The sequence below is a fragment of the Sphingobium sp. JS3065 genome (assembly GCF_026427355.1).
GTDB lineage: Bacteria > Pseudomonadota > Alphaproteobacteria > Sphingomonadales > Sphingomonadaceae > Sphingobium.
Window position 1 is genome coordinate 24,821 of the sequence record NZ_CP102667.1, and the last position, 19,865, is coordinate 44,685.

The window sequence follows — 19,865 nt, forward strand, 5'->3', positions numbered from 1 at the left end:
GCACCATGCGAACCCAATTCAACCCAAGGATACCAAGCCATGAGTGAACCCCAACGATTAAAACCCGTGTTTCCCCAAGATCCGAAATGGCCGGGCGAAGGTAGCAGCCGCGTTCCCTTCTGGGCCTACACCCGCGAAGACCTGTACAAGCGCGAATTGGAGCGCCTGTTCTATGCAAACCACTGGTGCTATGTAGGCCTGGAAGCCGAGATTCCGAATCCAGGCGACTTCAAGCGAACGGTGATCGGTGAGCGCTCGGTCATCATGGTGCGTGATCCGGATGGCGGCATCAACGTGGTGGAGAACGTCTGCGCCCACCGTGGCATGCGCTTTTGCCGCGAGCGCCACGGCAACGCCAAGGACTTCTTCTGCCCCTACCACCAGTGGAACTACAGCCTCAAGGGTGACCTGCAGGGCGTGCCCTTCCGCCGTGGCGTCAAGCAGGACGGCAAGGTCAACGGCGGCATGCCCAAGGACTTCAAACTCGAAGAACACGGCCTGACCAAGCTCAAGGTGGCCGCCCGAGGCGGTGCAGTGTTTGCCTCTTTCGACCACGATGTCGAGCCTTTCGAGGACTTCCTGGGCCCAACCATCCTGCACTACTTCGATCGCGTCTTCAATGGCCGCAAGCTCAAGATCCTGGGCTACCGCCGCCAGCGCATCCCGGGCAACTGGAAGCTGATGCAGGAGAACATCAAGGACCCCTACCACCCGGGCCTGCTGCACACCTGGTTCTCGACCTTCGGGCTCTGGCGCGCCGACAACAAGTCGGAACTGAAGATGGACGCCAAGTTCCGCCACGCCGCAATGATCTCCACGCGCGGTCAGGGCGGCAAGAACGAGGAGGTCGTGTCCGGCGTGGACAGCTTCAAGGAACAGATGAAGGTGAACGACCCGCGCCTGCTCGACATCGTGCCCGAGCCCTGGTGGGGCGGTCCGACTGCGGTGATGACCACGATCTTCCCCAGCGTGATCATCCAGCAGCAGGTCAACAGCGTATCGACCCGCCACATCCAGCCCAACGGTCACGGCTCCTTCGATTTCGTCTGGACCCACTTCGGCTTCGAGGACGACAACGAGGAGTGGACCCAGCGCCGCCTGATCCAGGCCAACCTGTTCGGGCCGGCGGGCTTCGTGTCGGCCGATGACGGCGAGGTGATCGAGTGGTCGCAGGAAGGCTTTGAGCAAAAACCGACGCACCGCACCGTGATCGAGATGGGCGGTCACGAAATCGGCGACACGGACCACATGGTCACCGAGACGCTGATCCGCGGCATGTACGACTACTGGCGCAAGGTGATGGGGGAATAAACATGGTCGACTTCAAAACCTATTTCGAACTGCTGAACCTGTACAGCGACTACGCCATGGTGTGCGACTCCGCCAATTGGGAGAAGTGGCCTGATTTTTTCATTGAGACCGGCACCTACCGCCTGCAACCGCGCGAAAACTTCGAGCAGGACTTGCCGCTGTGTCTGCTGGCGCTGGAGAGCAAGGCCATGATTCGTGACCGAGTGTACGGTGTCAAGGAAACCATGTACCACGATCCCTACTACCAGCGCCACATCGTAGGCACGCCGCGCGTGCTGTCAGTGGAGCGTGATGCGGACGGCGAGCGCATCACCGCCGAAGCCAGCTATGCCGTGATTCGCACCAAGTACGACGGCGATTCCACGATTTTCAACGCCGGCTATTACCGAGACGTGATCGTGCGCACGCCCGAGGGCCTCAAGCTGAAGTCGCGCCTGTGCGTGTACGACAGCGAAATGATTCCCAACTCCATCATCTACCCTATCTGAGAAGGAATCCAATGAGCGAGAACTGGATCGACGCCGCCGCCCGCGACGAGGTGCCCGAGGGCGACGTGATCGGCATCAATATCGTCGGCAAGGAGATTGCCCTCTACGAGGTGGCGGGCGAGATCTACGCCACCGACAACACCTGCACTCACGGCGCCGCCCGCATGAGCGATGGCTTTCTCGAAGGCCGGGAAATTGAATGTCCTTTGCATCAAGGCCGATTCGATGTTTGCACGGGTAAAGCCTTGTGCACACCCCTGACACAGGACATCAAAACCTACCCCGTAAAAATCGAAAACATGCGCGTGATGCTCAAGCTGGACTAAATGCTCAAGCTGGACTAAAACTCTTTGCAGGAGGAAAGCCAAATCCGGAAATCACCCCACCCAACCCAATCACTACCCGTTTTCAAACAAGAGGAGACAAGCAATTATGAGTTACCAAAACTTAGTGAGTGAAGCAGGGCTGACGCAAAAGCACCTGATTCATGGCGACAAAGAACTTTTCCAGCACGAGATGAAGACCATCTTCGCGCGGAACTGGCTTTTTCTGACCCATGACAGTCTGATTCCCTCCCCCGGCGACTATGTCACAGCCAAAATGGGCGTCGATGAAGTCATCGTCTCCCGCCAGAACGATGGCTCGGTGCGAGCCTTTTTGAATGTTTGCCGTCACCGGGGCAAGACACTAGTTCACGCTGAAGCCGGAAATGCGAAAGGCTTTGTGTGCGGTTACCACGGCTGGGGCTATGGCTCCAACGGCGAACTGCAAAGCGTTCCCTTTGAAAAAGAGTTGTACGGAGATGCGATCAAAAAGAAATGCCTGGGCTTGAAAGAAGTCCCCCGCATCGAAAGCTTTCATGGCTTTATCTATGGCTGTTTTGATGCAGAAGCTCCCCCGCTCATCGATTATCTGGGTGATGCAGCCTGGTACCTGGAACCCACCTTCAAGCACTCTGGTGGCCTGGAACTTGTAGGCCCCCCCGGCAAAGTGGTGGTTAAGGCCAACTGGAAGCCTCTTTCGGAAAACTTTGTAGGTGACGCCTACCACGTTGGTTGGACGCACGCATCGTCTTTGCGCACAGGGCAGTCGATATTTACTCCTCTTGCGGGCAACGCTGTGCTTCCACCCGAAGGCGCGGGCTTGCAAATGACCAGCAAGTATGGCAGTGGACTTGGCGTATTGTGGGACGCCTACTCCGGTCACCACAGCGCTGATATGGTTCCCGACATGATGGCATTCGGCGGCGCAAAACAGGAAAAGCTCGCCAAAGAAATCGGCGATGTCCGGGCACGGATTTACCGCAGCCATCTGAACGGCACGGTTTTCCCGAACAACAGCTTTTTGACCGGCTCCGCTGTCTTCAAGGTCTGGAACCCGATCGATGAAAACACGACCGAGGTTTGGACGTATGCCTTCGTAGAAAAAGACATGCCTGAGGACTTAAAGCGTCGCTTGGCTGACTCGGTTCAGCGCACTGTCGGACCAGCAGGATTCTGGGAAAGCGACGACAACGAAAACATGGAGACGTTGTCGCAAAATGCCAAGAAATACCAATCCAGCAACAGTGATCTGATTGCCAGTTTGGGTTTCGGCAAGGACGTCTACGGCGACGAATGCTATCCGGGCGTCGTTGGCAAATCGGCAATCGGCGAAACCAGCTATCGCGGATTCTACCGTGCCTACCAGGCTCACATCAGCAGCTCCAATTGGGCCGAGTTCGAAAATGCCTCCCGAAATTGGCACACCGAACTCACCAAGACGACTGATCGCTAATCCAGGAGCCAATCATGATGATCAATACCCAGGAAGACAAGCTGGTCTCCGCGCACGACGCCGAAGAATTTCACCGTTTCTTCATCGTACAAGATGATGCACTACTGCAAGAAGTCAACACGCTCCTGACCCGCGAAGCGCACCTGCTGGACATTCAGGCCTACAAAGCCTGGCTTGAACACTGCGTTGCCCCCGAGATCAAATACCAAGTGATCTCGCGAGAACTTCGCTCCACTTCCGAGCGTCGATACCAACTGAATGATGCGGTGAACATCTACAACGAGAACTATCAGCAACTGAAAGTTCGAGTTGAGCATCAGCTCGACCCGCAGAATTGGGGCAACAGCCCGAAGATGCGTTTCACTCGCTTCGTCACCAATGTCATGGCAGCCAAGGACACGGGTGCACCGGATCTGCTGCATGTCCGCTCCAACCTCATTCTCCACCGCGCCAGGCGCGGAAACCAGGTTGACGTCTTCTATGCAACGCGTGAAGACAAATGGAAACGCATCGAAGGTGGTGGTATCCAACTGGTGGAACGTCTTGTGGACTACCCGGAGCGCATTCCCCAGACCCACAACCTGCTAATCTTCCTGTGAGCCCTGGGGATGCCTGCCTGGATGGCGGGCATTCGTGATTATTTTTAACAGAAATTTATTGCCATGAACACACAGCAAGTTGTTGCCATCACTGGCGCCGGCTCGGGCATTGGTTTCGAGTTGGTTCGCTCTTTTAAGGCAGCCGGTTATCGCGTATCTGCACTCGTTCGCAACGAGGAGCAAGAGGCGGGTCTTCGCAGTGAATTCAAAGACGACATTGAGATCGTGGCGGGCGATGTCCGTGATCACGCCACCAATGAGAAGCTGGTTAAACAGACGGTTGCCAAGTTCGGGCGCCTGGATTGCTTCATCGGAAATGCCGGGATATGGGATTACATGCTGGGCGTCGACGAGCCATGGGAGAAATTCTCGGGCAGTTTCGACGAGATATTTGACATCAACGTCAAAAGCTATTTCAGCGGCATCAGCGCGGCCTTGCCGGAGCTCAAAAAGACGAACGGATCGGTCGTAGTGACGGCTTCCGTTTCTTCCTATGCGGTCGGTGGCGGCGGTTCTTGCTACATTGCCAGCAAACATGCGGTGCTGGGCATGGTCAAGGCTTTGGCCTACGAATTGGCTCCGCACATCCGGGTCAATGGCGTTGCGCCAGGTGGCACGGTCACTTCTTTGGCTGGCCCGGCAAGCGCCGGTTTCGACAAAACCAAAATGAAAGACATGCCCGGCATCGATGACATGATCAAGGGCCTAACCCCCCTTGGGGTTCGCAGCAAGGCCCGAGGACGTGGTGGCACCGTATCTTTTGCTGGCCTCCCGGGAACAAGGGAAGTTCATCACTGGCACCGTAATCGGCATTGATGGCGGCATGGCGCTCGGCCGAAAGTGAATTTTCAATCAAATTAGATTTTTCAACCCCATTCCCAGGAGACAACCCATGAAGACGAAATTGTTTATCAACAACACCTGGAGCGCTTCGAGTGACAAAAAGTCATTTGATCGCAAGCACCCTGTCAGTGGCGAGGTCGTGACCCAATGCGCGAACGCCACGGTGGACGATGCGGTCAATGCGGCTCGAGCCGCTCAAGAGGCGTTCAAGTCCTGGAAGGCCGTCGGACCCTCGGAGCGGCGGCGCCTTCTTTTGAAGGTGGCAGACGTCATGGAGAGCAAAACGCCCGAGTTCATCGAAGTGATGGCCAAGGAAGTGGGAGCCTCCGCGCTGTGGGCGGGGTTCAACGTGCACCTGTCGGCCAATGTATTCCGGGAAGCCGCCTCACTAGCCACCCAAATTCAAGGCGAAACCATTCCGACGGACAAGCCTGACACCCTGTCGATGACGCTGCGTCAGCCGGTCGGCCCCATCTTGAGTATCGCGCCATGGAACGGCACCGCAGTGCTCGCGGCGCGGACCATCGCGTATCCGTTGGTCTGCGGCAATACCGTGGTGTTCAAAGGCTCCGAGTTCAGCCCCGGCACGCACGCGTTGATCGCGAAGTGCGTACAGGAGGCCGGCCTGCCCGCTGGCGTGCTCAATTATCTGAACTCGTCCCCGGACCGCTCGCCCGATATCGCCGATGCGCTGATTTCGTCTAAAGAGATTCGTCGCATCAACTTTACGGGCTCCACTCGCGTGGGGCGCATCATCGCCCAGAAAGCGGCCCAACATCTCAAGCGCTGCTTGCTGGAGTTGGGTGGCAAGTCCCCGCTGATCGTTCTGGACGACGCGGACATCGACGCGGCGGTCAAGGCAGCGGTGTTTGGCAGTTTCCTGTTCCAAGGCCAGATCTGCATGTCCACCGAACGCCTGGTGGTCGACGAGAAGATCGCGGACGAATTTGTCGCGAAGTTCGTCGAGAAAACCAAGAAGTTGAGTGCAGGCGATCCGTGCGTGACCGGGGACTGCGTCATTGGTCCGATGGTGTCGTCCAACTCGGGGGACCGGATCAATGGCCTGTTGAAAGATGCCATCGACAAGGGTGCCAAGGTCGTGTGCGGTGGTATGGCCGAGGGTGCGGTCATGCCCGCCACGATCCTGGACCACGTGACAGCCGACATGCAGATCTACGATGAGGAAACCTTTGGTCCCATCACTGTGGTTGTTCGTTGCAAGGGCGAAGCCGATGCCATCCGTATTGCCAACGACAGTGCATATGGCCTGTCATCGGGCGTGTTTGGCCGGGACGTCAACCGGGCCCTGCGCGTGGGTATGGCGATCGAATACGGCTCGGTCCATATCAACGGGTCCACCGTACAGAACGAGGCGCAGGCGCCTTATGGCGGCACAAAGGCCACCGGTTATGGCCGCTTCGATGGACGCGCGGTGATCGACGAGTTCACGGAGCTCAAATGGCTAACCATTGAACCGTTCGAACAGCAGTATCCCTTCTAAGCCGAAGCAACAAAGGAGTTAAACCATGAACAAGCAAGCAGCAGTCATTGAACTAGGATACATGGGCATTTCGGTCAAGGATCCCGCAGCGTGGAAATCCTTTGCCGCGAACATGCTGGGGCTTCAAGTCCTCGATGAAGGTGACAAGGACCGCTTCTATCTGCGAATGGACAATTGGCACCACAGAATCGTGGTCCATCACAATGGTCAAGATGACCTTGAATACCTGGGCTGGCGTGTCGCCGGTCAACCGGAATTCGAGGCATTGGGTCAAAAGCTCGTGGACGCAGGCTACAAAGTCCACGTGTGCGACAAAGCCGAAGCACAAGAACGGATGGTACTGGGCCTGATGAAGACAGAAGATCCGGGGGGCAACCCGACCGAGATTTTCTGGGGACCTCGGATTGACCTGAACAATCCCTTCCACCCCGGTCGTCCCTTGCACGGAAAATTTCTAACCGGCGATCAGGGCCTAGGCCACTGCATCGTGCGTCAGAATGATGTTGAAGCGGCGCGTAAGTTCTATAGCTTGCTGGGATTTCGTGGAGATGTCGAGTACCGCCTTCCTTTGCCCAACGGCATGACCGCTGAACTGACTTTCATGCATTGCAACGCTCGCGATCACTCCATCGCGTTCGGCGCAATGCCTGCGGCCAAGCGCATCAATCATCTGATGATTGAATACACCCATATCGAAGATTTGGGTTGCACACACCAGCTTTTCACGAAGGAAAAGATTGACATTGCCTTGCAATTGGGCATCCATTCCAACGATAAGGCGCTGACGTTCTACGGGGCAACACCTTCCGGCTGGCTGATCGAACCTGGGTGGCGAGGCGCCCCCGCCATTGCTGAATCGGAATATTACGTCGGCGACATTTTCGGTCACGCCATCGAGGCCACCGGTTATGGATTGGACGTCAAACTGAGCTAGCCATGCAAAAGATGCGAAATCGATCGCATCTGTTTTTCCCATTCTGTTCCATATAACAAAAGGAGACAATGATGATCAAAGAAGCCATTTCCCTCGCAGGACTTGGGATGCTGATGCTCAGCACCCGCATATGCCGAGGATTCCCGTTGGTCATATCGCATCGGCGCCACCAACGTAGCCTTCGATGCGAGCGCCAAAGTTTCGATTGACGGAACAAGGGTTCCGGGTGGAAGCGCTGACGCTAGTGACAACAACGCTTTGACATTTGACTTCGGCTACATCATTAACGATAACTGGAACGCGCGATTAATTTTTGGCATTCCACCCACCACAAAAGTGACAGGCGCAGGCACGCTGCCTCCGATTTTGCTCGGTCGTGTTCAACATGCTCCTGCGGTTTTGTCGGCGACCTACAACCTGCCGCAGATGGGATTGATTCGCCCGTACGTGGGGGCGGGGATCAACTACACCCGAATTCTGAAAAGCAAAGATGCCAATCTGACCTCATTCGATGCAGATCATGCGTGGGCACCTGTGCTCCACATCGGTGCAGAAGCGAACATCAACCGCGACTGGTTCGTCAGCTTTGATATCCGAAAACTTTATCTGAAAACAGATGCATCGGGGTTTCTTGGGCCTCAAGTTGCTACAGCCCGCGTAACGTTGAATCCGCTGCTAACCTCGATTGCGATTGGCCGGAGATTCTGATCGGTCCACATTGATTCCCAAATTCTGTTTGCATCACCATTTTCAAGGGAAATTTTAATGACAAGAAAGACGAACAAAGCGGTGCGCCTGACTGCCGCGGATATTCAAGGCGCATGGGTCATCATGCCGACCCCGTCCACGCCGGATGCCTCGGACTGGCGCAGCACGCACACGGTCGATCTCGACGAGACGGCCCGGATTGTCGAGGAGTTGATTGCGGCCGGCGTCAATGGCATTCTGAGCCACGGCACCTTTGGCGAATGCGCGACGCTGACGTGGGAGGAGAAGCGGGATTTTGTTTCAACGGTCGTGGAAACCGCGCGCGGTCGAGTGCCCTACTTCTGCGGCACAACGGCCTTGAATACCCGTGAAGTCATACGCCAGACCCGCGAATTGATCGACATTGGCGCCCAAGGAACAATGCTCGGCGTGCCGATGTGGGTGAAGATGGATCTGCCTACTGCCGTGCAATTTTATCGCGATGTGGCGGAAGCAGTGCCAGATGCAGCCATCGCTGTCTACGCCAACCCGGAGGCTTTCAAATTTGATTTTCCTCGCCCGTTTTGGGCCGAAATGTCCAAAATCCCGCAGGTTGTCACAGCCAAGTACTTGGGCATCGGGATGCTGGACTTGGATCTGAAATTGGCCCCAAATATTCGCTTCCTTCCGCATGAGGATGACTACTACGCTGCGGCCCGGATCAATCCCGAGCGCATGACTGCTTTCTGGTCTAGCGGTTCCATGTGCGGCCCAGCGACCGCCCTTGTGCTGCGCGATGAGGTGGTAAAGGCCAAAAATACAGGTGATTGGGCCAAGGCCAAGGCTATTTCAGATGACATGCGCGCAGCCGATGCCACACTGTTTCCACGCGGCGATTTCTCGGAATTCTCGAAATACAACATTGGTCTCGAAAAAGCACGAATGGACGAGGCGGGTTGGCTCAAAGCGGGGCCGTGCCGGCCACCCTATACGCTGGTACCAGATGAATACCTTGCAGGTGCTCGAAAATCAGGCAACGCCTGGGCCGCACTGCATACCAAGTACGCCGAGGAATTGAAGAAAACCAAAACGGCAACCGGCTCGAAAAAGAAGTGAGGCGAGGCCAGGTCCTGAGTCAGATATCTCCGATCAGCAAAGCTGGCTGATCTGGGCGTCCTCTGGATTGGAGGAATCGGCGAGTATCAAATATGCGAGTACGCCGTAAAAGCGCCAAGAGCGCGGGATGTGGCGCTTGCCCTGAAGCAGCTCCACATTTCTGCCGTCTTTTTTTGGGAGAGCCTGAGCATGATGGTTGATTTTTATTTCGATTTTTTGAGCCCCTTTTCGTACCTGGCAAACCACCGTTTGTCGGTGCTAGCGGGGCGTTATGGATTCCCCATCCAGTATCACGCCATTGATTTGGCGCGAGCAAAGACGGCCATTGGCAACATCGGGCCGTCCAATCGGGATCTCAAGGTCAAGCTTGACTACTTAAAGGTGGATTTGCAGCGATGGGCCGATCTCTATAGGATTCCGTTGGTTTTCCCCCCTAACTTCAACAGCCGCCGGGTGAATGCCGGACTGTATTACCCGGCAGCCAGGGAGCGAGCCGCTGAATATGTTCGCCTTGTTTTCGATTCGGCTTGGGGGAAAGGGTGGGCACTGGATGCTGATAGCTTGCTGGCTGAGGTATGCGACAAGCTAAACTGGGATCTCGGTGAATTTGAAGATTTTTTGAACAGCGAAAATGCCGCCAAGGCATACGACGAAGAGACGCAGGCGGCCATTGACCGAAAGGTTTTCGGGGTTCCCACCGTGTTTTGGGATGATCAAATGTGGTGGGGAAATGACCGCCTTTTCATGCTTGAGAGCAGGTTGCAAAAGGAAACGCAACCATAAATTCTCAGTGCATCGATTTTTCTGATTTTTCAACCACGCCTTGATTTTAAGGAGTCTCATGAAGCTTTATTACAGCCCCGGCGCATGTTCATTGTCGCCTCACATCATCCTTCGTGAAGGTGGATTTGACTTTCAGCTAGAAAAGGTTGATCTCGGCACCAAGGTGACTGAGACTGGTGTTGATTACAAGACCGTCAATCCCGTGGGCAGTGTCCCCGCTTTGCAAATGGATGATGGGCAGGTGCTCACCGAAGGGCCGGCCATCGTTCAATACCTCGCTGACCGTGTGCCAGAAAAATGCCTGGCACCGGCAGCTGGCTCGCTGGAGCGTTACCGACTGATGGAATGGCTGAATTTCATCTCCACCGAATTGCATAAAAGCTTCGGAGCGCTGTTCAGCCCGGTGTTTCCACAGGATGCCAAGCCAGTCATCAAGGCCCAATTGGAAAGCCGTCTTGCCCATACCGAGCAGATGCTCGGTGACAAGGTTTGGGCCATGGGGAACGACTTTTCCGTGGTGGCCGCCTACTTGTTTACTGTGCTTGGCTGGGGGGCTTACGTGAATGTGGACCTTTCGCCTTGGCCCGGCCTGCAAGGCTACCTCAACCGCGTGGCTGAACGTCCAGCAGTCCGGGCCACATTGTCGGCTGAAGGTTTGATCTGATTTTTTTAGAGAAATAAATAAAGCATGGCCAGCCTCCATGAGCGGCCAGCCATGCCGCGGGGCAGCCGTGGGCAGCGGCCTCGATCAAATTTCGATGCACACAGATTACGAGCCCCTTTTTCCGACTGCGGTCGGATTCAGAAATTGCCGATACTTGCTTTGGTCTGATCGAAGCGTGAGGGATATCGGCTTCCCCTATCCACATGCTTGATGAAGAGGAGCGTATCACCATGAGTCACGAACTTGGCCGACTGGAAGACCTGCCGCAGGACTACCGAGACGAACTCAAACAACTTAACCTGGTGCCGCTATGGCCCAGCCTACGCGCGGTGCTGCCGCCCAATGTCCCGACCCGCCAGACGCAGCCGACTTACTGGTCCTACCAGACGCTCAAGCCGCTGCTGCTCAAGGCCGGTGAGCTGACCCCCATTGAGAAGGCCGAGCGCCGCGTGCTGGTGCTGGCCAACCCCGGCCACGGCCTGGAGAAGATGCAAGCCAGCGCCGCCATATACCTGGGCATGCAGTTGCTGCTGCCCGGCGAGTGGGCGCCCAGCCACCGCCACACCCCCAACGCGGTGCGCATGATCGTGGAGGGCGAGGGCGCCTACACCACCGTGGATGGCGAGAAGTGCCCCATGAGCCGGGGTGACCTCATCCTCACGCCCACCGGCCTGTGGCACGAGCACGGCCACGACGGCAACGAGCCCGTGGTGTGGCTCGATGTGCTGGACCTGCCGCTGGTGTACTACATGGAGGCCAGCTACCACATCGACGGCGAGCGCCAGCAGGTCGACCCCGGCCGGGGCGACTGCGCCTGGACCCGTGCGGGCGTGGTGCCAACCCCCGTGTTCCAGCGCAGCGACAAGCGCTATCCTCTCTTGCGCTACCCTTGGGCCGACACCCGTGCCGCCCTGCTGTCGCTGGCGGCCGACCAGCCTGAGCAGGAATGCGTGCAGGTCACCTACGTCAACCCCGAAACGGGTGACGACGCCGAGAACATCCTGGGCTTCTACGCCCTGATGCTCAAGCCCGGCCAGACCCTGCGCCTGCCCGTGCGTTCGCCCGCCGTGGTGTTCCACCAGATCGAAGGCCGCAGCGAGGCGCGCATCGCCGAGTCCACCTTCGCCCTGAGGGAAGCCGATACCTGCTGCGCCCCCGGCTACACCGAGGTGACGCTGAAAAACCTCTCAGCCGACCAGCCGTCCTTCATCTTCATGGCCGACGAATCGCCCCTGCACCGCAAGCTGGGCGTCTTTGAAAACCGCGGCTGAGCCGCCGCGAAGCACCACACAACAGGAAAGCAAATGAGCAACTACCTCTGGAACCCGCCTCCCGTCCAGTCTCTGCCCGTTCGTGGCAAGACCGAGCGCTTCCCCATCAACCGCATCTTCTGCGTCGGCCGCAACTACCACGCCCACGCGGTGGAAATGGGCCGTCCGGTCGACAAAAGCGTCGAACAAGCGTTCTACTTCACCAAATCGCCACAAACCCTGGTGGAAAGTGGTGCGACCGTGGCCTACCCGCCGCGCACCAGCAACTACCACTACGAGATGGAGCTGGTGCTGGCGATCGGCAAGCCCGGCTTCCGCGTCAGCGAAGACCAGGCGCACGAGTTGATTTACGGCTACGCCGCCGGCCTGGACATGACCCGGCGCGACCTGCAACTGGTGGCACGCGACAAGGGCCGCCCCTGGGACACCGGCAAGGACATCGAGGAAGGCTCGGTCTGCTCCGAGATCGTGCCGATGCAAGGCGTGGTGGTGGAGCAGGGCGCGATCGCCCTGGAAGTCAACGGCCAGACCAAACAGTCGTCCAACGTGGACAAGCTGATCTGGAACGTCCGCGAGATCATTGCCGACCTCTCCACCTACTACCACTTGCAACCCGGCGACCTGATTTACACCGGCACGCCCGAAGGCGTGGGCGCCGTGGTGGCGGGTGACAAGATCATCGGCCGTGTGGAAGGCATTGCCGAGATCAGCCTGACCGTCGGCCCGGCCGAGTGAGCCTGCACGCGATGAAGCTGTACAACTTCTGGCGCAGCGGCACGTCACACCGGCTGCGCATCGCGCTCAACCTCAAGGGCGTGCCCTACGAGTACCTGGCCGTGCACCTGGGCAAGGAAGAGCACCTAAAGGACGCCTTCAAGGCGCTGAACCCACAGCAGTTGGTGCCCGCGCTGGACACGGGCGCGCAAGTGCTGATCCAGTCGCCGGCCATCATCGAATGGCTGGAGGAACAGTACCCCACGCCCGCGCTGCTGCCGGCCGACGCCGACGGCCGCCAACGGGTGCGCGCGCTGGCCGCCATCGTGGGCTGCGACATCCACCCCATCAACAACCGCCGCATTCTGGAGTACCTGCGCAAGACGTTCGGCGCCGACGAGGCCGCCATCAACGCCTGGTGTGGCACCTGGATCAGCGCCGGTTTCGATGCCTACGAAGCACTGCTGGCGGTCGACCCGAAGCGCGGCCGCTACAGCTTTGGCGACACACCCACGCTGGCCGACTGCTACCTGGTGCCGCAGGTGGAAAGCGCCCGCCGCTTCCAGGTGGACCTGACGCCCTACCCCCTGATCCGCGCAGTGGACGCGGCCTGCGGCGAGTTGGACGCATTTCGGCGCGCCGCGCCAGCTGCTCAACCTGATTCGGCTTGACGAAAAATACGCCGCCTTCGCCCTAATAAACAGTTCGTAGCCCTGCCCAGTGACAAGTATCAATGAGCAATAGTGAAAATGTAAGGGGAAAGATTGGGTCCATCCCCGCAAAAGTACCGAACGCGACATAGGAATTTCGGTCAAGCACTGAGGGCATTCGGAGTGCCGGACGCGACTTTGAGGACCCGCTTTGCATGATCGCGCAACTGGCCGTTCGGTCCGACGTAGCGATAGAGCGTCGCGCGGCTAATGCCGAGTTCACGGCATAGGTCAGCGATATTCGTGTCGCGATTGGCCATCGCAGACTGGGCCAGGCGGATCTGGTTTTTGGTCAGCTCGAATTGGCGGCCGCCTTTACGTCCGCGTGCGCGGGCAGCGGCGAGACCCGCCATTGTGCGTTCGCGAATGAGATCGCCCTCGAACTCGGCCAGTGCCGCGAATATCCCGAATATCAGTTTGCCGCTTGATGTGGTGGTGTCTATATCGGCGCCCTGGCCGGTGAGGACGCAAAGCCCGACGCCTCGTTCAGACAGACTGCGTACGGTCGTGACCAAATGCTTGAGATCGCGTCCCAGCCGGTCAAGCTTCCATATATAAAGTGTGTCGCCTGGCCGTAGCGCTTTCAGGCAGGCTTCCAGCCCCGGACGATCATCCCGCTTTCCAGACGCTTCGTCCTTGTAGACGTGGTCGGGAGTGACATCGGCCGCCGTGAGCGCATCCATCTGAAGGTCGAGGGTCTGCGAGCCGTCTGCTTTGGAAATCCGCGCATATCCGAGCTTCATGAGTGTTTCACAGACGGTCGTTTGTGTGACGCTGGCGAAACAGCCCGCCAGCATGATCGATTTTGTATCATATCCCGTCTCACAGATAAAGGATAGCAAACCCTATCCAAAACGAAAAGAGACGCAGCTTATGCCACGCATGCAAATTCTCTCGCCCGGCGAACAGAACGCTTTCGACACACCGCCCCGGATGAACGCTGCCCAGCGCAAGGCTGCCTTCGATTTGCCACTCGGCTTTCAAAAAGAGATCGAGCGACTGCGGGATCCAGCCCACCAGGTCGGGTTCTGTTTAAATGCCGGCTACTTCCGTCATGGCCGGCGCTGCTTTGCCCCCGAAACATTCCACGACAACGACATTGCACATGTCTCCAGTCGGCTGGGGCATGACGCGGGAATGTTTGCACCCGCCGCCTATCCCGACCGGACACGTCAACGCCACGAGCGGATAATAGAGCGCCTGGCCGGTTTCCGGACGCTCGGTGGCGATGGTGAAGCGCATCTGTCTCTCATGATCGACCAGAAGGTCAGGGCTCACGAGAAACCGAAGGTTATCTTCCAGGCTGCCGTCGACCATCTGCTGACAAATCGGATTGCCTTGCCGGGCTACCGGCGCCTGCAGGATTTGATCCTGTTGGCGATCGGGCGGTCCAGAACGCGCGAGATGGCTCTGGTCGATGCCCACCTGCCACCGGCACTCGGCCGGGAACTCGACCTGCTTCTGGGTGATGGTGAGGAAACAGACGGGATCGCGCGGAGCCGTCTGGCGGCCCTCAAGCAGAATTCACAATCCGTTCGTCCCCGTTCGGTCAAGGACAGGCTGGCCAATCACACGGAGCTCTCCGACCTGTTTCACAAGCTCGAACCGGTCATTACGGCCCTGGGTTGGGATCGAAGCAGCGCCCGCAATTACGCGCTTGCCGTCATGAAATCGGATCCCCACGATCTGCGGCGTCGAAAGCCGGCAGACCGCTATCTTCACCTCATCGCCTTCGTCGTCCATCAATACTTCTCGCTGCAGGACAATCTGGTGGCCACGCTACTCAGCTCCGTTAAGGCTACCGAGACTGCGGCAAGCCGCGAGTTCAAGGACTGGTGCTATGTCGAGAGAAAGTCTCAGGCCGCAAAGCTCCGGGCCCAGATACAGGCTTTCGAAGATCATTTCCAATCGGCCATGGCCACCCTGCGCGGTGTGTTCGAAGCCGACGACCTCACAGACGCTGACAAGCTGCAGAGCCTGCATCTCTTGCTGTTCCCGGTCGATGCGGCGCCAGTGTTGTCCGATGCCATTCTGAAAGACATGAAGGATGACGCGAGCGTATCGCAGAACGAGGACGCCCGCTATTACGACATTCTTGAAGCCAGATCCCGACGCCTGCAAAACCAGGTGTCGGGTGTCATGAAGTCTCTGTCCTTCCAGACGGAAACACATATCAAGCCGCTGCTGGCGGCGCTGGTGCATTTCCGCAAGGCCGATGGCCAGGTGACGCGATCGGCGCCATCAGGCTTTCTCGATCCCGACGAGCGCAAGGCCGTGGGAAGTGGCGCGGAATTCAGGCCGTCGCTTTATAAGGTCATGCTGTTCCAGCACGTCGCCAGGGCGATCAAAGCCGGCGGTGTAAACCTGCCCCAATCTCACAGATATCAGCCCCTGGATAGCTATCTGATCGGGACAGAGCGCTGGCAGCGCGATCGTGAGCAATTACTGGAACGCGCCGGAATGGCGCGTTTCTCGGACCCGAACGCCGTGCTTGCGACGTTGAAGCAAGCCCTGAGCGACCAGTTTCTCCTCACCAACAGCAATATCGCAGACGGCAGAAACCTTCATGCGACGGTCGCGGCTGCCGGCCACATCAAGCTCAACACGCCCAAGCAGGAGGAGATCGAGACGACTGCCCTTTCCAGGCTCTTTCCGCAACGGCACTATGTGCCGCTCTCCGAGATCCTCAACACGGTCAACGTCGCTAGCGGTTTTGCCGACAGCCTGTCGCATCTGCGCCAGCAATACGCCCGCCCGGTTTCGACCGCCGTTCTCCTGGCCGGCGTCATTGGCCTGGGATGCGGGATCGGCCTGCGGAAAATGGCCCGAATATCCGGTGCGATCAAGGAGGACGCTCTGGATCACGCCGTCAACTGGCACTTCTCCCGCGAAAATCTTGTTGCTGCCAACGATCGCATCCTCGCCCTCATGGACAGCCTCGATCTCCCGGAAATCTACCGGCGCCATGCCGGTGAGACCCACACGGCCAGTGACGGCCAGAAGTTCGAGGTAACCGGCGATAGCCTCGATGCCAGCCATTCCTTCAAATATTTTGGGAAAGGTCAGGGAAGCAGCGCCTACACCTATGTCAGCGACAAGATCTTGCTCTGGTATTCCACCGTCTTCAGCGCCGCCGAACGCGACAGCGCCTACGTCATCGACGGTCTGATGCACAACGACGTGGTGAAATCGACGATCCATTCGACGGACACCCATGGCTATTCCGAAGCGATCTTCGGCGCCACCTATCTCATCGACATTGCCTATGCCCCCAGGATCAAGGGCCTGAAGCATCAAACCCTGTATGGCTTCAGGTCCATGACGCACGAAAATCGGAAGAACTGGGCCGTCCAACCCGACAAATATGTTGACGAAAACATCATCCGTACCCACTGGGACGAAATTCTCCGGCTCATGGTCACCATCAGGCTCAAGGAAACCACGGCGTCGGATATATTCCGGCGGCTCAATTCATATTCCAGGCAGAACAGTCTTTACACCGCCCTCAAAGCTTTCGGACGCATCGTCAAAACCCTGTTCATCCTGCGCTACATCGATGGCGTCGAACTGCGAATGGATATCGAAGCCATGCTCAACAAGGTCGAACTGGCCAACCGGTTTACCCGAGCGGTGGCCGTCGGCAGTCCGCGTGAGTTCATCTTTACCGTCCAGGAGGATCAGCAGGTAGCCGAAGCCTGCAACCGCCTGATCAAGAACGCCATCATCTGCTGGAATTATCTCTATCTCGAAACCAGGCTACGCGCCGCCGATCCCGAAACGCACGCCGAAATGATGCAGAGTATCAAGGCCCATTCGCCGCAATCCTGGGCGCACATCAACATGCTGGGCGAATACGATTTCTCCGACAAGAAGCTTGCAGACAGCTTCGGTATCCTCCCCCTGAAACAGGGCCTCTGAAACCAGGCCGTAAATGGGGGAATGAAAATGAGGGAATTTATCAGCAACTCAATACCTTGCCAGAATTCCTATGTCGCATTCCGCCCCTTTGCGGGGACGGACCCGACTTCGCCCGCTTCCAGCGCACGGCCAGGCCATCTCATAGTGAGCAGGAGCATCGCGAAACCGAGCCGGGTGGCATCGCCGCGACGGCGGCCGACAATTTCCACGTCGTCGCTGGTCAGCGTATAGTGCCGCGCAATCTCGCGCTCATCGAGCGGCGCGCTATAATGCCCCGCCCAGATTTCCGGGCTCACCAGTCGCCGTCTCGCCACGCATCATCTCCTTCGCTTTGCGAGTCCGTCAGACGGTCCTCTGGCGGCCAGCATGAATATGTCCGTCAACTCTGGACCCGTGATGGCGATTCGGACAAGAATGCAAATCGATGGGAAAACGGACAGATTGGGACCGGCTGTGGCGCTGATTGGCTATGCGCGAGTATCGACCGGCGACCAGAAGCTGGCGCTCCAGCACGACGCGCTGAACGCGGCCGGTTGCGAGCGGACGTTCAACGACCATGCGTCCGGCGCAAAGACCGATCGGCCAGGCTTGGCCGAGGCACTGGCCTATCTGCGCGCTGGCGACACACTGGTCGTGTGGAAGCTCGATCGTCTTGGCCGCTCGATGAGCCACCTGATCGAGAAGGTTGGCGAACTCGCCGCGCGCGGCGTCGGCTTCCGCTCGCTTACCGAGCAGATCGACACCACCACGTCAGGCGGCATGCTGGTGTTCAACATCTTCGGCTCGCTTGCCCAGTTCGAGCGCGATCTAATCCGCGAGCGCACCAACGCCGGATTGAAGGCTGCACGGGAACGAGGGAGCCTTGGCGGTCGACGTCCGGTCATCACGCCTGACAAATTGCGCAAGGCGCGCGATCATATCGCGGCAGGGCTGACTGTCCGCGAGGCGGCCACGCGCCTCAAGGTTGGCAAAACCGCGCTCTACAAGGCTCTCGAAGGCACCACTGCCAAGACCGCAGTCAAAGTATGAGGAAAGAGTGATGAACGAACGCGATCCCAACATCGTTACCTCGAGCCTGTCTGGTATCGTCACCGAGCAGGGCGTCACCGTGAGAGTGAACATCATTCGGTTGGAAAATGAGCCGAGCTGGTCGCTCGAAGTCGAAAACGAGTATGGAACGTCTACGGTCTGGGACAACCTGTTCGCGACTGATGATGCCGCGCATGCCGCTTTTCGTCAGACCGTCGATGAAGAAGGTATGCGCGCCTTCCTCGACCAGGCTGTCGTCATACCCTTCCGACGTTAGCACCGTCAGTGTTCGCCGTTCGTTCGATCCTAGCGTACGTAAACTTCACTTTCGTGCAGTGACCCCATGAAGCTCGGCGAGGTCGTCAATACCCGGGCCGCCAGCGGTACCCATATCGCGCCTGATCTACTCGCCCACGTCTCGCCGTTGGGATGGGAACACATCAATCTAACCGGGGAATATCGCTGGCCAAAATCCTTAGCGTAGGATTCCGCCCCCTCCCGCAAACGCCCCCAGTGAAGGGGCAACGGATCGGCTATGTCCGGGTCAGCACGTTCGATCAGAATGTGGATCGCCAATTGGAAGGTCAGTCGCTCGATCGGACCTTCACCGACAAGGCATCGGGCAAGGACGTCAACCGCCCCCAGCTTGAGGCTCTGCTCACTTTCGCCCGCGAAGGCGATACCGTCGTCGTCCACAGCATGGATCGGTTGGCCCGCAATCTGGATGACCTGCGCAAGCTGGTCCAGGGCCTCACCAAGCGAGGTATCCGGATCGAGTTTGAGAAGGAAAGCCTGTCCTTCTCGGGGGAGGACTCCCCGATGGCCAATCTGATGCTCTCGGTCATGGGTGCGTTTGCTGAGTTCGAGCGCGCCCTGATCCGCGAACGGCAACGCGAAGGCATTGCGATCGCTCGGCAGCGCGGCGCCTATCGGGGGCGGAAACGGTCGCTCTCGGATGAGATGATTGCCGATCTGCACCGCCGCGTTGCCGCCGGTGAACGCAAGGCGACCATCGCGCGCGACATGGGCATCAGCCGCGAAACCCTCTACCAGTACCTTCGCGCCGCTGCCTGACACCAATGTTCACATTATGTCCGGAAAATCGTTGTTCAGCGTACAAAGCTTGAGGTGACGCCTATCCCGTATGATGTGCCAATCATCAAACCTACGAAGAACACGGGGATCATGAGCAGAAGCATCGAGCCGAAGCGTGTTCTACGGCGAGAGCTTTGGATCGCGAGCGCATCACGTTGCAGCTTGAGGGCTGTTATGATCGTCTCGGTAGCAAGGGTGATTTCATGGGCGTCGTCGCCCACATTTGTAAGCAATTGCTCAACGTCTGTCAGAGGGCGTTCCAACTGTTTACCCACTTCGCTTAGATCAGACCAAGCGAGGTTTCTGGAATGAATCACGCGAAGCAAGGTTTCAATGTGACGATCGAGATCGGACACGCCTCTCGATGGCACCGGATCAGGCCGGGGAATGTTCATCGTGCGGTTTCCTGTTTCCAAAAGGCATGTG

Annotated in this window: 20 protein-coding genes and 3 pseudogenes; 20 read left to right on the forward strand and 3 right to left on the reverse strand. The window is 58.0% G+C overall.

What is annotated here, in order from left to right:
- Positions 1-39: 39 nt before the first annotated feature.
- The 15 genes and pseudogenes from nagG (at position 40) to maiA (ending at position 13,358) form a co-directional block, all read left to right on the forward strand.
- Positions 40-1,311 (forward strand): salicylate 5-hydroxylase large oxygenase NagG, encoded by a 1,272-nt coding sequence (gene nagG / locus NUH86_RS23660; RefSeq protein WP_267253201.1) that lies wholly within the window; start codon positions 40-42, stop codon positions 1,309-1,311.
- A gap of 2 nt (positions 1,312-1,313) precedes the next feature.
- Positions 1,314-1,799 carry a dalicylate 5-hydroxylase small oxygenase NagH gene (gene nagH, locus NUH86_RS23665; protein ID WP_267253202.1) on the forward strand — a complete coding sequence of 162 codons (486 nt, stop codon included), beginning with the start codon at positions 1,314-1,316 and terminating at the stop codon, positions 1,797-1,799.
- 11 nt (positions 1,800-1,810) lie between these two features.
- Positions 1,811-2,125 carry a naphthalene 1,2-dioxygenase/salicylate 5-hydroxylase systems ferredoxin NagAb gene (nagAb, locus tag NUH86_RS23670; RefSeq protein ID WP_034303853.1) on the forward strand — a complete coding sequence of 105 codons (315 nt, stop codon included), beginning with the start codon at positions 1,811-1,813 and terminating at the stop codon, positions 2,123-2,125.
- Between the two features lie 106 nt (positions 2,126-2,231).
- Positions 2,232-3,575, forward strand: a complete 1,344-nt coding sequence (locus tag NUH86_RS23675; protein ID WP_267253203.1) for an aromatic ring-hydroxylating oxygenase subunit alpha — start codon at positions 2,232-2,234, stop codon at positions 3,573-3,575.
- Between the two features lie 14 nt (positions 3,576-3,589).
- A complete protein-coding gene (nagAd, locus tag NUH86_RS23680) occupies positions 3,590-4,174 on the forward strand; it encodes a naphthalene 1,2-dioxygenase system small oxygenase NagAd (RefSeq protein WP_267253204.1) in 585 nt (194 codons plus the stop codon).
- 63 nt (positions 4,175-4,237) lie between these two features.
- Positions 4,238-5,018, forward strand: a pseudogene (gene nagB / locus NUH86_RS23685) (1,2-dihydroxy-1,2-dihydronaphthalene dehydrogenase NagB).
- A gap of 48 nt (positions 5,019-5,066) precedes the next feature.
- Positions 5,067-6,518 (forward strand): aldehyde dehydrogenase, encoded by a 1,452-nt coding sequence (locus tag NUH86_RS23690; protein WP_267253205.1) that lies wholly within the window; start codon positions 5,067-5,069, stop codon positions 6,516-6,518.
- 25 nt (positions 6,519-6,543) lie between these two features.
- Positions 6,544-7,452, forward strand: coding sequence for a 1,2-dihydroxynaphthalene dioxygenase (gene nahC, locus NUH86_RS23695; RefSeq protein ID WP_267253206.1), 909 nt, complete (start codon positions 6,544-6,546; stop codon positions 7,450-7,452).
- Positions 7,453-7,611: 159 nt separating this feature from the next.
- Positions 7,612-8,160: an OmpW/AlkL family protein gene (locus NUH86_RS23700; RefSeq protein WP_267253210.1), complete on the forward strand. Its 549-nt coding sequence runs from the start codon at positions 7,612-7,614 to the stop codon at positions 8,158-8,160.
- Between the two features lie 57 nt (positions 8,161-8,217).
- Entirely contained in the window at positions 8,218-9,255 is a 1,038-nt protein-coding gene (locus NUH86_RS23705) for a dihydrodipicolinate synthase family protein (protein WP_267253207.1), read from the forward strand.
- Positions 9,256-9,444: 189 nt separating this feature from the next.
- The gene (locus NUH86_RS23710; protein ID WP_048806245.1) at positions 9,445-10,038 is read left to right on the forward strand and encodes a 2-hydroxychromene-2-carboxylate isomerase; all 594 of its coding nucleotides are present in this window, start codon (positions 9,445-9,447) and stop codon (positions 10,036-10,038) included.
- Between the two features lie 58 nt (positions 10,039-10,096).
- Positions 10,097-10,702, forward strand: coding sequence for a glutathione transferase GstA (gene gstA, locus NUH86_RS23715; RefSeq protein WP_267253208.1), 606 nt, complete (start codon positions 10,097-10,099; stop codon positions 10,700-10,702).
- A 230-nt stretch (positions 10,703-10,932) separates the two neighbouring features.
- The gene (locus tag NUH86_RS23720; protein WP_228771123.1) at positions 10,933-11,973 is read left to right on the forward strand and encodes a cupin domain-containing protein; all 1,041 of its coding nucleotides are present in this window, start codon (positions 10,933-10,935) and stop codon (positions 11,971-11,973) included.
- Between the two features lie 33 nt (positions 11,974-12,006).
- Positions 12,007-12,708 (forward strand): fumarylacetoacetate hydrolase family protein, encoded by a 702-nt coding sequence (locus NUH86_RS23725; protein WP_026437508.1) that lies wholly within the window; start codon positions 12,007-12,009, stop codon positions 12,706-12,708.
- A gap of 11 nt (positions 12,709-12,719) precedes the next feature.
- On the forward strand, positions 12,720-13,358 hold the full coding sequence (gene maiA / locus NUH86_RS23730) for a maleylacetoacetate isomerase (RefSeq protein WP_026437509.1): 639 nt from the start codon (positions 12,720-12,722) through the stop codon (positions 13,356-13,358).
- A gap of 140 nt (positions 13,359-13,498) precedes the next feature.
- Here maiA and NUH86_RS23735 read toward each other — a convergent pair whose 3' ends face one another.
- Positions 13,499-14,140, reverse strand: coding sequence for a recombinase family protein (locus NUH86_RS23735; protein ID WP_087727265.1), 642 nt, complete (start codon positions 14,138-14,140; stop codon positions 13,499-13,501).
- Here NUH86_RS23735 and NUH86_RS23740 point away from each other — a divergent pair.
- Complete coding sequence (locus NUH86_RS23740; RefSeq protein ID WP_267253209.1) at positions 14,139-17,315, forward strand: Tn3 family transposase; 3,177 nt, start codon at positions 14,139-14,141, stop codon at positions 17,313-17,315. The two genes, NUH86_RS23735 and NUH86_RS23740, sit on opposite strands and share 2 nt — an antisense overlap.
- Positions 17,316-17,407: 92 nt before the next feature.
- Here NUH86_RS23740 and NUH86_RS23745 read toward each other — a convergent pair.
- Positions 17,408-17,611, reverse strand: a pseudogene (locus NUH86_RS23745) (DUF4158 domain-containing protein); the annotation flags it as partial.
- Between the two features lie 157 nt (positions 17,612-17,768).
- Between NUH86_RS23745 and NUH86_RS23750 the strand changes: the two are divergent.
- The 4 genes and pseudogenes from NUH86_RS23750 (at position 17,769) to NUH86_RS23760 (ending at position 19,418) form a co-directional block, all read left to right on the forward strand.
- The gene (locus NUH86_RS23750; RefSeq protein WP_026150044.1) at positions 17,769-18,344 is read left to right on the forward strand and encodes a recombinase family protein; all 576 of its coding nucleotides are present in this window, start codon (positions 17,769-17,771) and stop codon (positions 18,342-18,344) included.
- 10 nt (positions 18,345-18,354) lie between these two features.
- Positions 18,355-18,621, forward strand: a complete 267-nt coding sequence (locus NUH86_RS23755) for a hypothetical protein (RefSeq protein WP_019054813.1) — start codon at positions 18,355-18,357, stop codon at positions 18,619-18,621.
- Positions 18,622-18,693: 72 nt separating this feature from the next.
- Positions 18,694-18,828, forward strand: a pseudogene (locus NUH86_RS24950) (Tn3 family transposase); the annotation flags it as partial.
- 29 nt (positions 18,829-18,857) lie between these two features.
- Positions 18,858-19,418 (forward strand): recombinase family protein, encoded by a 561-nt coding sequence (locus NUH86_RS23760; RefSeq protein WP_004213255.1) that lies wholly within the window; start codon positions 18,858-18,860, stop codon positions 19,416-19,418.
- 35 nt (positions 19,419-19,453) lie between these two features.
- Here NUH86_RS23760 and NUH86_RS23765 read toward each other — a convergent pair whose 3' ends face one another.
- The gene (locus NUH86_RS23765) at positions 19,454-19,834 is read right to left on the reverse strand and encodes a hypothetical protein (RefSeq protein ID WP_267253188.1); all 381 of its coding nucleotides are present in this window, start codon (positions 19,832-19,834) and stop codon (positions 19,454-19,456) included.
- Between the last annotated feature and the right edge of the window lie 31 nt (positions 19,835-19,865).